A 12,720-nucleotide genomic window follows, 5' to 3' on the forward strand; every position below is an offset into this window, starting at 1 on the left:
TCTAGTGACGTATGTAACAAGTGGAGAAGTATGTAAGCTATTAAACATCACAAAGTATACGCTTCGTCATTATATAGAACAGGATCTCGTCCGCCCTGCGAAGGTCGCTCAAAATGGGTACCAATTATTTGATGAAAAAGAAATTTACACCCTTTATCAAATCCTCTTCTTAAAAAAGGCGGGGTTTTCTTTAAAAGATATCAGCGAGAGCTTTTCGAAAGAACCCGGTATGACTCTGTCCTATCAAGGTATGCTGGATCAGGTCGAGAAGCAATTACAGGAATTGAGCGAAGTGAAACAGCGTCTGGAGCATATGCTGTCGATTCAAAACAACCTTCAGCTTCATCAAACAACCACTCAAGATCGGCCAATTCGTTATTTAAAACAGATCCCAGATCATCTTCTAAAGACTGAAACAGAGCTCGATTTTAAACAAATCGTTCAACAAAAGGATCTGGATCTGTCTCTTTTTGAGGAGAGATATTATGTGATCAATCTGCAAGATGACTCAACCATTTCTTATTATGTATCAAATGAACAGGATTACGATGTGAGACTGGATGCAGGTTCTTACGCGGTTAAAAGTTTTTTAGCCGAAGATGAAGAGAAAGTCATTGAAGAAATTGAGGCTTTTCTACACGAAGCTCCGTTTGACCAGCCTTCTTATATGATCTTATATGAGAATGTACCAGTCTCTGTCACGTACCAAGATTCCATGGTGTATACAGTTGAACAGAGAGCGGGGAATAGAACTTGAAAAAAAGGATTTGGCTGATCATCGCTGCATCGGCATTCATTTTTATCACAGCATTTGTATTTTATGAAAACAGCTTTGCTATGAATGAAAAGGAAGTTGTCATGGAGACTGCGGATGGGACATTATCAGGTATCGTCACAACACCTAAGAAGGAGGAGTCAATAAAAGGAATTGTCCTTTTTGTACACGGAGATGGTCCACAAAATGCCACATATGACGGAGGATACAGACCTTTAATGGAACGCTTTGCAAAGCAAGGCTATGCGTCTATATCATGGGATAAGCCCGGGGTGGGTCAATCAGAAGGAAACTGGCTGCATCAATCCATGGATGATCGTGCAAAGGAAGTAGAGTATGTGATCAAATGGGCGAAGAAAGAGCATAATCTTCAATCAAAACAAATCATCTTATGGGGAGCAAGCCAAGCGGGCTGGGTGATCCCAAAAGTAATGACAGATCGAACCGATATCACAGCCTCCATCCTTGTCGGTCCTGCTATCAATTGGATGAGACAGGGAAGGTACAATACACTTCAAACATTAAAAGAAACGAATGCATCTCAAGAACAAATTCAAAAAACAATCGAAAAAGAAGATGAGCAAAACAAATTATTAGAAGAAGGCGCGGCATTTCGCACATATCAAAAGAAAACGGACGATCAAGAGATGACAAAAGATCGTTATGAATTCATTCAAAAGAACATGAAAGCCGATGCCACTTCAGATATCAAGCGCATCCAATCACCGATCTATTTGGTTTTGGCACAAAATGACCGAAACGTAGATTCCGCTGAAACAAAAAGGATCTACGAGAAAGAAGTAGCACCTCAATGGTTGCATATTCAAACAATAAGAGACGTAGAGCATTCAATGCTGAATCCGCTCATTCATCATTCCAATGCCCTGATCACATTAGCATCGATCGCCGCACCGAAAGATTTCCTACTGAGCCAAGCGTACTTGGATCATTGTGAGCATATACTCGAGCAGCTAAAAACACCTTCACATTAGGTGTTTTTTTCATATGTTCTTTGATAAAGCAAAGAATCAAAGATCCAGTAGATGAGACTGCTCATGATGACGATAGGTATAGATACTGAACTCCCAATTCCATCAATCACAAAAAGCATGACAACCATTGCAATCAGTAAATAAGCAGCTAGATAAAGTGGATGGAAAGCCTTTGGTTGCAAAGAAAACAACAACTGCAAAGGAACCGCAAAGACGAAATAATAAACAAAAAAGATGGGAACGTAAAATACCATAAACGTAGGCTCACCCTGAATCGGTGGATAGAAGCATACGAACAGACTGAGTAAAATCGAACTAAGGAATAGTGTTATTAGGATTTTGTGAAATGATTGAAGCTTTTGCAATATGTATACTCCTTTTTGTAAAATTTACTATATTTTATCATAAATTGATGATCTAGCATCGTTTACTGTTAATAATTGAACAACCTCAATATTATCTTTTTTAAAAAAAGTTAGGTATTTAGATGTAAAGAAATGATTGTGATAATGACCTTTTTGCCTTTATTTGGTTCTGTAACTTTCGCCTCATGCTGATGAATGAAGGATTGGTATAAAGTAAACCCTATAGAAAGAGATATAGCTTTGAATCCATCACATTTAAGAAAAGAGATGATCGAATGAACGTAACAAAATGGTTAGGTGCTGTCCTTCTTTCTGTTTTATTAATGTCGACAGCAGCTTGTGCCAATACAAGTACCCAAGAGAAAAATCAAAGCGAAAACGAAACAGCATCTAAGGAATCAAAAGACAAAACGACAGCCGTAGAAACAGGTAATAAGTCCTTGTCTAATATTAAGGTATTAGCGACAGGCGGGACGATTGCTGGCAGTTCAGACAGTGATACAGATACGACAGGGTATAAATCTGGTTCACTTGGCATCGATAAAGTCATTGCTTCAGTTCCTCAGCTCAAGGATATTGCAAACGTAACAGGTGAGCAGGTGGCGAACGTAGGCAGTGAAAATGTGGATGATGCTCTTCTTTTAAAATTAGCCAAACGAGTCAATAAACTCTTAAACGATGATCAAGTCGATGGGATTGTCATCACACATGGAACAGATACACTTGAAGAAACCGCTTACTTTTTACATTTGGTTGTCAAAAGTGATAAGCCAGTTGTGGTCGTTGGCTCAATGAGACCAGCGTCTGCTATCAGTGCGGATGGCCCGCTGAACTTGTATCATGCTGTGAAAATTGCATCCACAAAAGAAGCCAAAGGCAAAGGGGTCATGGTCACATTAAATGACCGAATTGCATCAGCTCGATTTATTACAAAGACAAACACGACCACAACCGATTCCTTCAAGTCTCTTGAGCAAGGCTACATTGGAGAAATTGCTGGTGAAGTGGTTTCCTTTTATAACGAACCAACAAGAAAACATACGTCTGAAAGTGAATTTGATGTATCAAACATAAAAGAATTACCACAAGTCGATATTTTATACGGCTATCAAAATGATCAAAAATACATGTATGATGCAGCAGTAAAAGCAGGAGCGAAAGGCATTGTCGTTGCCGCAGCCGGAAATGGAACGATGTCAACAGAAGCCATCAAAGGGGCAACAGATGCCGTGAAGAAAGACGTGGTCCTCGTGAGATCAAGCCGTGCAGGAAATGGGATTGTGACCCATGAAAAAATGGATGATGAACATCACTTTGTCTCATCGGATTCATTGAATCCACAAAAAGCACGCATTCTGCTTATGCTCGCTCTAACGAAGACAAAAGATCCAAGTAAAGTGCAGGCATATTATGAAAAGTATTAATGAAGAAAGGGACCCGAAGCTTCGGGTCTTTTTTTATACGTGCTCCTGATGATGCTCTTCTGCACGTGTTTTTAAAGAGAGTAAAATATCTCGCCAAATATCGTCTACATCCGTAAGAAAATGTCCCGCTTCATCGATATAATAGGTTTTGACGTTTGGAATGTTAGGAGCCATTTTTTCTATTTCGACAAACGGAGCCATGGAATCTTCTTTTCCATGCCATACATCAACTGGGATTTGAATATCTTTCATATCGAATGCCCACGGACGCGAGAGTAAATCTGGTTCATGAATACATTCATCCACCGATTGACGAGTGGCTTCGTGTAAATGTGTCATCATCATCTCTAACTGCTCATCGGTTTGAAGGAATTGACGGTCCCACGGATGTAAATGCTTGTTCCCGTTTTTAGCCAGCTTCTTAAATTTCTCTGGTTTGTTCTCAATCATTTTCTTCTGGGAACGATAGCTTGCTCTTAATAGCCAAGGAAACTTCTTACTGAGGAAAAAAGCCAATTTGTTTTCTTTGAGCATACTTTTAGGCGGTTTTCCGTTTTGAAATGGCGTTGTACTTGAAATCAGAGCGGCTGAAAGGACTCGATTCGGCAATTGATAAGCACAGCCAGCAGCGAATGCGCCGCCTCCAGATACACCCATCACTGAAAAATGGTGAACGCCGAGATGATCTGCTACTTCCAACACATCTTTTGCCCAATCTAAAATCGTACGGTCAGGTTGAGGGGTAGATAAACCAAATCCTGGTCTGTCTAAACAGATGAGACGAACACCGAGCTCTTTAGAAATGGGGTCATCATCTAAAAACATCACTCTTGATCCAGGAGTTCCATGAAAAAAGAATACTGGAAACCCTTCAAGATCCCCGTATTCACACAAACCAATATGACGACCATCTTTTAAAAGAATGCTATCCATATTTTCATCTCCTTAATAGTTTATCTAACTTAAATGTTGGAGAAAGAAACACCGTATTAAGGCGCTTCTTTCGCAATCTGATAGATTTTTTCGTATAGAGACAATAATGTTTTTAAATCTTCTTTTGGAAGCTTTGCATAATATTTTTGAATGAGGTGCAATTGAATTTCTTCTGTATTCTTGTGAAAGTCATGACCCTTTTGAGCAAAATCAACAATGATTTCCCGTCGGTTATGTGGATTAATTTCTCGTTTGACATAGCCAAGTTGTTCAAGCTTTGATACAAGCTGGCTAGCGGCACTTGCCGAAATTGAAAAGTAATCAGCTAGTTCGTTGATTGTTCTTGTTTTTGTCCGTAATAATTCAAGTGTCAGCTCTTGTTTGGCTGATAAATCTGCATATTCATGTTTTAAAAATCGTTGATACTCTTCTACATAGATGGAGCCTAGTGCATTCGAGTATTCAATGATTTTTTTACTGTAATGAATGATTTCTGCATCCAATGACATCACCTCTATTCCATTATAGGCAATATTTATAGTTAAGTGAAGTTAAATATTAAGATGATTTAAATGAAGAGATGGCATAAGTGATTGTTTCGATGACTTTTTCATTGTATTTTGAATAAGATCCATTTATAATAAAAAAATAAACCAACTGGTCGGTTTTGAATTGTCCTGATGAAGAAAAGCAAGATAGAAGGGATTGTGAAAGATGACAAGTACACAAAGCGGGGCTGAAAAGAGCGAGAAGACGAAGCAAAAAATCGTCACCGCTTCACGTGATTTATTTGCAAAAAAGGGATATTCAGAAACATCTGTGCGAGATATTCTAGAGGCGGCTGAAGTTAGTAAAGGCAATCTTTATCACCATTTTAAAGGAAAAGAGTTTTTGTTCCTTCATATCATGGAAGAGGATCACCTCTTGATGATGGAGACGTGGCATCAGGAAAAACAAACGATGCACCAGGCCATTGATCAGCTCGCAGGATTTGCAGAGCTGCTCAGTCAAATGGGCATTAACTACCCATTAATGAGAGCAAGTGAGGAATTTTGTGCAAGTGCCTTTACATCAGACGAGGTCATGGAACGGCTGAACAAGATTGATGTCGACTTTGATGATGTGATGAGAGACATCATACTTAAAGGTAACAAAGATGGCAGCTGGTCGATCCAGCATGTCGAGTCAACGGTGAAAATATTATTATCCGTTTTTTACGGATTAGACGTGTTGTATAAAAATGATCCAATCGAAGAGAAAAAAGAATTACAAAAACAAGCGATCTCATTGATTATTCACGGAATCAACCATCATGAGTAACAATTGAATCAATAAAGGGGAAACAAACATCATGCAAAAACCGATTCGTGAGCAAAAAGCTGTACTCGTTATTTTATTAAGTAACATATTTATTGCGTTTTTAGGCATTGGTCTTATTATTCCTGTCATGCCGCTATTCATGAATGTGATGCATCTAACAGGGAGTACGATGGGATACCTTGTGGCGGCGTTTGCTGTGGCTCAGCTCATTGCATCACCTATTGCAGGGAGATGGGTAGACCGTTATGGAAGAAAGATTATGATTGTGTCAGGACTATTTCTATTTGCGTTATCAGAACTTGTCTTTGGTCTTGGGACACACGTGTATGTGCTGTATTTTGCAAGGCTGCTAGGCGGTATTAGTGCGGCATTTATCATGCCTGCTGTCACTGCTTATGTCGCAGATATCACGACCGTTCAAGAAAGATCAAAGGCAATGGGATATGTGTCAGCGGCCATTAGTACCGGTTTTATTATTGGTCCGGGAATTGGTGGCTTTATCGCAGAATACGGCGTACGCCTGCCATTCTTCTTTGCAGCAGGGATTGCCTTTATAGCTGTCATTTCGTCTATGCTTTTACTAAAGGAGCCATTAACAAAAGAAGAGCGAGCGAAGCAGATGGATCAAGTGAAGGAATCCACCTTCTTTAAGGATTTGAAAAAATCGATCCATCCAAGCTATCTCATCGCTTTTATCATTGTGTTTGTCCTCGCGTTTGGACTGTCTGCGTATGAAACGGTCTTCAGCCTGTTTACAAATCATAAGTTTGGATTTGGTCCAAAAGATATTGCGGTGATTATTACGGTCAGCTCGATTGTGGCGGTCATCATCCAAGTGCTGGTGTTTGGGAAACTCGTAAATACCCTTGGGGAAAAAAGAGTCATTCAGCTATGCTTGATTGTCGGAGCGGTGCTCGCTTTTGTTTCAACTGTCGTCTCAGGCTTTATGGTAGTCCTCATTGTCACATGTGTGATTTTCTTAGCGTTTGATTTATTGCGTCCAGCATTAACGACCTTCTTATCAAAAATCGCTGGCAATCAACAAGGATTTGTCGCAGGGATGAACTCTACCTACACAAGCCTAGGTACGATTTTCGGCCCAGCCCTTGGCGGGATTTTATTCGATCAAAATATACATTTCCCATTTCTATTCGCAGGTGTCGTCTTATTTCTCGGATTAGGCTTAACCCTTATTTGGAAGGGGAAGGCAGAAGAGCCTGCGGCAGAATAACAGAAAAGAGACCTTGAGTGAGGTCTCTTTTTTTTATGACTGTGGCTTCAGACGATTCAATGCCTGTGCCATTTTTTGATTTTGATGCATAACAATTCTTGTTGCAAAGAGTCACTGCATTCGCGCATTTTTTTATATATAATGGAAAAAAAGAACATGTTTGGAAAAGGGGGCGCCATGCATCTTTTGGAAAAGCAAAGGACAGCATCGATAAAAGAAGGAATTCGCCAGATCGATCCGGCATATCCAGTGTTTGTAGATGCGGTCATGGATGGTTTCATACAAGGGGATCTTTATGTAGATGATGCAGTGCACCCTCGTATTTATTTTCTCGAAACAGCATGCGGCATTTATTATGTTGCAGGGAAGAGAGAGGAGGAGTTGTCACACTGCTCGGCGTTCATTGTGGATGTTTACGAAAGGCTGAGAAGACAAAATGGCCGGTTTACCGTATTTTCAGCGAATCAATCAACAGATGTGATGATGAAAAAATGTCTTGGGTCACATCTGAATGAGATGGAAAGACATGCGTACGTTTTTTCGCAAGCAAAATCTTATGTTCTTGCGACTCATTCAGGCTACAGAGTAGAGCGGACAAATGAACAGGTGATCAAGGCAAGCAGGGCTTTTCCTCCTAGCTATTACGAAGCCTATTGGGGGAGAGCGGCGCGCTTCCTATCAAAAGGAATCGGAGTTGCTATCTTAGATGGTGAGAACGTGGTGAGTGAATGTGTCTCCATTTTTTCAAGTGAAGATCGTGTGGAGATAGATATTTGGACAGAGGAAGCCTGCCGGGGGAAAGGTTTAGCGCAGCTGGCAGGTCAGCAGATGATCAAGAGTTGTCTTGAAAATAAGAGGACACCGCATTGGGATTGCGATGTCCATCACCTAACTTCGATCAAACTGGCAGAAAAGTTAGGCTTTCAGCGGACAAAAACCTATCGATTGTTTTATTGTTCATGATGAAAAGGTTTTGAGATACCAAGCATCCATTGCAGAATGCTCAGAGCCTTCAAGCGGCTCTGAAAGAAGAGAAAAGCCATATCGCTGATAAAGGCCAGTAGCCGCAGTTAATTCTCGGCGAGTTTCTAAATAACATGCTGCATAGTATGTAGAGGCATATTGCAGCGCCGTATCCATCAGTTTTTTGCCCGCACCTTTTCCTTGTGCCTTTGGACTCAGATAAAGCTTTTGTAATTCACATATTTCGTTAGTAAATGGAGCAATGCCAACGCCGCCCATAATATCGCCATTCTCTTCAGCAATCCAATAGGCTGCATGAGTCAATGATTGATAGTATTCGAACAGCTGGTCAAGGTGGGGATCAGTGTAGGCGGTTCCTTCAATCGCCAGATTCGCCGATTCTAGTGACTGGCGGATAATCGCTGCGATATACGGGTTGTCTTTTTGCTCAATGGGTCTCATGTTCATTGGAAGTACCTCCATCGTCATAAAATAAAAAAAGAGAAAGTGAGTTGAAACAACATGTTTTGGCTGCAAACCGCTATTTTTACAATTGTTGTATTGTGTCTCTCATGGTGGGCAGGGAAAAGAGGCAGAAACCGTCATGCGGGGCTGATCCTCCCTATATGCTTCATTCTATTTGGATTGGTTTTATTGATAGCCAGTTTCTTCATTGGCAGATGGGAAGGCTTGGCACTTAGTATATCAAGCGTCTCTATCGTTCTCTCTTCCATGATTTGTTTGATCATCGTCACAGCGATTCAATTTTTAAAAAAAGATGTCCCTTCTTAAGCAGGGGCATCTCCACTGTTCATCTGATTGTATTCTTCACGAAGGATGCCCATGATGATCACATCTGAGTAGGTACCATTGAAATAAAGCGCTTGACGCCTTTTTCCTTCATATTGAAATCCGGCTTTCTCATAGCTTCTGAAGGCTCTCGGATTGTGGGAAAAGACTTCGAGCTCAAGGCGATTGAGTTCTAACGTCTCAAAGGCGAATGCTTGAACCATTCGGACAGCTTCAGTGCCATAGCCTTTTTGGAAATGTTCTGGTCCATGAAGCGCAATGCGGAAGCTTGCTGTATGATTGATTAAATCAATATCCACTATCGCTGCATCCCCAATCATTTCTTTCGTGTCTAACAGACAAATGGCGAAATCTCGTCTGCTGTCATCTTGTAAAAATCGGGTGTAGGCTGAACGAATTTCTTCTAGTGTGAACGTTTTGCGTGTGCCAGTCATGTAAAGTGTTTCTGCATGCTGGCATCCTTTTTGAATCCCCGGATAATCCTGTTCTTCAATCGGTCTCAAAAATAAGCGGGTCATGACGGATCACCCTCCTCTATATATCGAGATATTTCAATTAAATTCAGATCAGGATCACGGATATAAACAGATTCAACCGGACCTAATGTGCCTGTGCGCCTGACTGGTCCCTCTTCAATAGGAACGACTTGCTTGCGAAGGTGTAGCAGCAAACTGTCCATATCTAAATCGGTGATAAAGCACAAATCACTAGAGCCTGGAAGTGGGTGAGCCGCTGCCCGCTCATCTTCATGACCAGCTTCATGAAGATTGATCTTCTGTAAACCAAAACGAAGCGCTTTACGGCCTTCTCCAAAGGTTTCTTCCTTCATTCCTAATACGTTTGTATAAAAGCGAATGGTGTCCTCCATATGTTGTACAGTCAACACGATATGATCAAGTCGTCGTATCATCAGTCTCTCCTCCAAGTATGATCATTGATTGAACTGATTTTATTATATCATTACCTGAAGAGGATACCTTATTGAATCACGGTGTTGAAGACATGAAAACGGATGATGAAAAATCCATGTATACTTTGTCTTTCCTTTCTGATACAATTAAAATAGAATGTATGTTCTTATATAGGCTAAGGAGTGATGAGATTGAGTCAGAAAAGGAAGCTGCTTTTTTATGGGGCAATGAGTATCGATGGCTATTTAGCGAGAGAGGATCACAGGCTCGATTGGTTAATAGGAACAGAGGGCGAAGAAGATACGAACTATGATGACTTTTATGCGTCAGTTGATACGCTGATCATGGGGCGAAATACATATGAGCAGGTTCTACAGCTGTCACCAGATGAGTTTCCTTATGAAGGAAAGACATGTTATATCATGTCACGTACTTTACAAGACAGTCTGAAAGGAACTCACATCATTCGTGAAGATATCTTATCATTTGTGGAAAAATTAAAAAATGAAACAGGTCAGCATATCTGGATTGTCGGCGGCGGGGAACTGCTTCAGTTTTTTATCAAAGCAGGATTGGTTGATGAGCTTTACCTTCAAATCGCTCCTGTCATGATTGGAAGAGGCATTCCTCTGTTTTCCCCAGCGGATATAGAATCCAAGTTTTCATTAAAAGAAGTCAAACAATACAAGCAGATAGCTGAATTGCATTTTGTCTTAAAAGAAGAGGATCACTGACCTGAGGTGGTCTTTTTTTTATGAAACAAACTCGTTGACAATCATATATCCTAGTGTTAGGATAAATCTATCCTAGTTTTAGGATTTATTGAAAAAGGAGTAGTTGCCATGGTGCAGCATGAACATGAATTAGACTTAAGGCTATTCCGCGTGTGGATGAAAGCCTATCAAGCCCTTTTTACAAATATCCAAACAGACATTGAACGTTATGATATCGGATTTGAAAACTTTCAGATCCTTGAATTGCTCTATAGTAAGGGGCCGCATCCCGTCCAAAAGATCAGCGACATCCTGTCAATCCCAAGTGGAAGCATGACATATGTCGTGAACAAACTAGAAAAACAAGAGCTCGTGAAAAGGCAATGTGCGCCCTCTGATAAACGTGTATTTCATGTATTACTGACGGAAAAAGGAAAACAATTGTTTGACGACATTTTTCCTAAACACACTGATGTCATTTCACAAAACCTATCCTTTATTGAAAAAGAAGAAAAAGAACAGCTCATTGAATTACTAAAAAAAATTGGTTTAGGTGCAGAACAACTTCACGAAAAGGGGAAACAAGATGACTCTCAGCTTTGATACATTGGTTCGTGAAAGACGATCCGCATCAAATTTTTTGCCAAATATCTCGATTTCAAGAGAAGAGCTTAACAGCATTTTTGAAGAGGTCAAAATGGCACCATCTGCTTTTAACTTACAGCACACACAATATGTCGTCGTCCAAACAGAAGGTCTCAAAGAACAAGTAAGAGAAGCCGCATTTGGACAATATAAAGTGCATTCCGCCTCAGCAGCGATCATTGTACTGGGAGACCCAAAGGCTTATCAGCAAGCGGCGAACATTTATGAAGGTCTGAAAATGCTTGGCATTTTAAACACGCAGCAATACGAAGAAATGGTCAGAGAGACGATGAGCTTTTATGAACAGAGAGGAGCAGATTTTCAGAAAGAAGAGGCAATCCGCAATGCTTCATTATCTGCGATGCTGTTTATGCTCGCCGCCAAAAACAAGGGCTGGGACACGTGCCCAATGATCGGCTTTGACCCTGAAGCAATGAAAAAGGTGCTCAACATCGATTCGGATTTAGTTCCTGTGTTAATGATCACACTAGGAAAAGAAAAAGTAGAGAGCAGACAACCGAGAGGCTACCGAAAGCCTGTCTCTGAATTTGTGACATATTTATAAGATAGGGGGTTCCATTCATGGAACTAGGAATTAGTACATTTGTAGAAACAACACCTGATTTTCAAACAGGAAAAACAGTCAGTCACGCACAGCGTATTCGAGAAGTAGTAGAAGAAATTATTTTAGCAGATCAAGTCGGTCTCGATGTATTTGGCGTAGGTGAGCATCATCGACAAGATTTCGCTGCATCGAATCCCGCTGTTGTCTTAGCGGCTGCAGCAACACAGACAAAGAATATCCGCCTGACAAGTGCAGTGACAGTCCTTTCATCAGCAGATCCTGTTCGTGTCTTTCAGGATTTTGCAACGCTAGATGGACTATCAAACGGGCGTGCAGAAATTATGGCAGGTCGTGGTTCATTTATTGAATCATTCCCGCTCTTTGGCTATGACCTTGATGACTATGAAGAATTATTTGAAGAAAAGCTCGATTTGTTGCTCAAATTACAGCAGTCTGAGCGTGTTACATGGAGCGGAAAGCATCGCCCAGCTATCCAGGATGTTGGGGTATACCCAAGACCTGTTCAAGATCCGCTTCCAATCTGGATCGGCAGTGGAGGAAACCGTGAATCTGTCGTACGTGCTGGATTATTGGGACTGCCTTTAGTACTTGCTATCATTGGCGGAAGTCCTAGACAATTCGCACCGCTTGTACAGCTGTACAAGCAAGCGGCAGTGCACGCAGGACATGACCCAGAGAAATTAACCGTGGCATCACATTCGCATGGATTTGTTGCGGCAGAAACAGAACTGGCAGCAGACCAATTCTTCCCTTCCACACAGCATGTGATGAACACATTAGCAAGAGAGCGAGGCTGGGGACCATATACTCGTTCTACATTTGATGCAGCGAGAACGTTAGAAGGTGCGCTGTATGTAGGAGATCCAGATACCGTGGCAGAGAAAGTGATTCACCTTAGAAAAAATGTAGGAATCACGCGTTTTATGCTTCATGTACCGGTTGGTTCAATGCCGCATGATCAAGTATTAAAAGCCATTGAGTTATTTGGAAAAGAAGTCGCTCCTAAAGTAAGAGAAGAGGTTGCCCGCTGGGAAGCAGAGCAAGCATAACGA

The 12,720-nt window shown here is 41.0% G+C and carries 17 protein-coding genes; 11 read left to right on the forward strand and 6 right to left on the reverse strand.

The window, feature by feature from the left end; genetic code table 11:
• Positions 1-4: 4 nt before the first annotated feature.
• Positions 5-757: a MerR family transcriptional regulator gene (locus MKY83_RS02750; RefSeq protein WP_185847337.1), complete on the forward strand. Its 753-nt coding sequence runs from the start codon at positions 5-7 to the stop codon at positions 755-757.
• Entirely contained in the window at positions 754-1,767 is a 1,014-nt protein-coding gene (locus MKY83_RS02755) for an alpha/beta hydrolase (protein WP_268507543.1), read from the forward strand. Before MKY83_RS02750 ends, MKY83_RS02755 begins: the two co-directional genes overlap by 4 nt.
• Here the strand turns inward: MKY83_RS02755 and MKY83_RS02760 are convergent.
• Positions 1,764-2,132: a UPF0715 family protein gene (locus MKY83_RS02760; protein ID WP_080772982.1), complete on the reverse strand. Its 369-nt coding sequence runs from the start codon at positions 2,130-2,132 to the stop codon at positions 1,764-1,766. The genes MKY83_RS02755 and MKY83_RS02760 overlap by 4 nt on opposite strands.
• Positions 2,133-2,407: 275 nt before the next feature.
• Between MKY83_RS02760 and MKY83_RS02765 the strand changes: the two genes are divergently transcribed.
• Entirely contained in the window at positions 2,408-3,556 is a 1,149-nt protein-coding gene (locus tag MKY83_RS02765; protein WP_003214267.1) for a type II asparaginase, read from the forward strand.
• A gap of 33 nt (positions 3,557-3,589) precedes the next feature.
• Here MKY83_RS02765 and MKY83_RS02770 read toward each other — a convergent pair whose 3' ends face one another.
• On the reverse strand, positions 3,590-4,489 hold the full coding sequence (locus MKY83_RS02770) for an alpha/beta hydrolase (RefSeq protein WP_003214294.1): 900 nt from the start codon (positions 4,487-4,489) through the stop codon (positions 3,590-3,592).
• A gap of 56 nt (positions 4,490-4,545) precedes the next feature.
• On the reverse strand, positions 4,546-4,998 hold the full coding sequence (locus tag MKY83_RS02775) for a MarR family transcriptional regulator (protein ID WP_065097490.1): 453 nt from the start codon (positions 4,996-4,998) through the stop codon (positions 4,546-4,548).
• Positions 4,999-5,203: 205 nt separating this feature from the next.
• Between MKY83_RS02775 and MKY83_RS02780 the strand changes: the two genes are divergently transcribed.
• The 3 genes from MKY83_RS02780 (at position 5,204) to MKY83_RS02790 (ending at position 8,003) form a co-directional block, all read left to right on the forward strand.
• Positions 5,204-5,809: a TetR/AcrR family transcriptional regulator gene (locus MKY83_RS02780; RefSeq protein ID WP_003213833.1), complete on the forward strand. Its 606-nt coding sequence runs from the start codon at positions 5,204-5,206 to the stop codon at positions 5,807-5,809.
• A 31-nt stretch (positions 5,810-5,840) separates the two neighbouring features.
• A complete protein-coding gene (locus tag MKY83_RS02785; protein ID WP_044140601.1) occupies positions 5,841-7,040 on the forward strand; it encodes an MFS transporter in 1,200 nt (399 codons plus the stop codon).
• 177 nt (positions 7,041-7,217) lie between these two features.
• The gene (locus tag MKY83_RS02790; RefSeq protein WP_342488641.1) at positions 7,218-8,003 is read left to right on the forward strand and encodes a GNAT family N-acetyltransferase; all 786 of its coding nucleotides are present in this window, start codon (positions 7,218-7,220) and stop codon (positions 8,001-8,003) included.
• On the opposite strand, the gene MKY83_RS02795 is transcribed toward MKY83_RS02790, so the two are convergent.
• Positions 7,998-8,471: a GNAT family N-acetyltransferase gene (locus tag MKY83_RS02795; protein ID WP_268454498.1), complete on the reverse strand. Its 474-nt coding sequence runs from the start codon at positions 8,469-8,471 to the stop codon at positions 7,998-8,000. The two genes, MKY83_RS02790 and MKY83_RS02795, sit on opposite strands and share 6 nt — an antisense overlap.
• A 54-nt stretch (positions 8,472-8,525) precedes the next feature.
• Between MKY83_RS02795 and MKY83_RS02800 the strand changes: the two genes are divergently transcribed.
• A complete protein-coding gene (locus MKY83_RS02800; RefSeq protein WP_185108425.1) occupies positions 8,526-8,795 on the forward strand; it encodes a YesK-like family protein in 270 nt (89 codons plus the stop codon).
• Here the strand turns inward: MKY83_RS02800 and MKY83_RS02805 are convergent.
• Both MKY83_RS02805 and MKY83_RS02810 read right to left on the reverse strand, forming a co-directional pair.
• Positions 8,792-9,331: a GNAT family protein gene (locus MKY83_RS02805; protein WP_113768737.1), complete on the reverse strand. Its 540-nt coding sequence runs from the start codon at positions 9,329-9,331 to the stop codon at positions 8,792-8,794. The two genes, MKY83_RS02800 and MKY83_RS02805, sit on opposite strands and share 4 nt — an antisense overlap.
• Positions 9,328-9,723: a VOC family protein gene (locus tag MKY83_RS02810; RefSeq protein WP_126741622.1), complete on the reverse strand. Its 396-nt coding sequence runs from the start codon at positions 9,721-9,723 to the stop codon at positions 9,328-9,330. The genes MKY83_RS02805 and MKY83_RS02810 overlap by 4 nt, the downstream gene beginning before the upstream one ends.
• Positions 9,724-9,909: 186 nt before the next feature.
• Between MKY83_RS02810 and MKY83_RS02815 the strand changes: the two genes are divergently transcribed.
• From MKY83_RS02815 to MKY83_RS02830, 4 genes are all read left to right on the forward strand, one after another.
• Complete coding sequence (locus tag MKY83_RS02815) at positions 9,910-10,458, forward strand: dihydrofolate reductase family protein (protein WP_278177970.1); 549 nt, start codon at positions 9,910-9,912, stop codon at positions 10,456-10,458.
• 108 nt (positions 10,459-10,566) lie between these two features.
• On the forward strand, positions 10,567-11,040 hold the full coding sequence (locus MKY83_RS02820; protein WP_044140608.1) for a MarR family transcriptional regulator: 474 nt from the start codon (positions 10,567-10,569) through the stop codon (positions 11,038-11,040).
• Complete coding sequence (locus MKY83_RS02825; RefSeq protein ID WP_003214133.1) at positions 11,024-11,647, forward strand: nitroreductase family protein; 624 nt, start codon at positions 11,024-11,026, stop codon at positions 11,645-11,647. The genes MKY83_RS02820 and MKY83_RS02825 overlap by 17 nt, the downstream gene beginning before the upstream one ends.
• A 17-nt stretch (positions 11,648-11,664) precedes the next feature.
• Positions 11,665-12,717, forward strand: a complete 1,053-nt coding sequence (locus tag MKY83_RS02830; RefSeq protein WP_265209094.1) for an LLM class flavin-dependent oxidoreductase — start codon at positions 11,665-11,667, stop codon at positions 12,715-12,717.
• Positions 12,718-12,720 lie beyond the last annotated feature (3 nt).

This window comes from Bacillus sp. FSL M8-0266, assembly GCF_038613425.1.
In the GTDB taxonomy this organism is placed as follows: domain Bacteria; phylum Bacillota; class Bacilli; order Bacillales; family Bacillaceae; genus Bacillus; species Bacillus pumilus.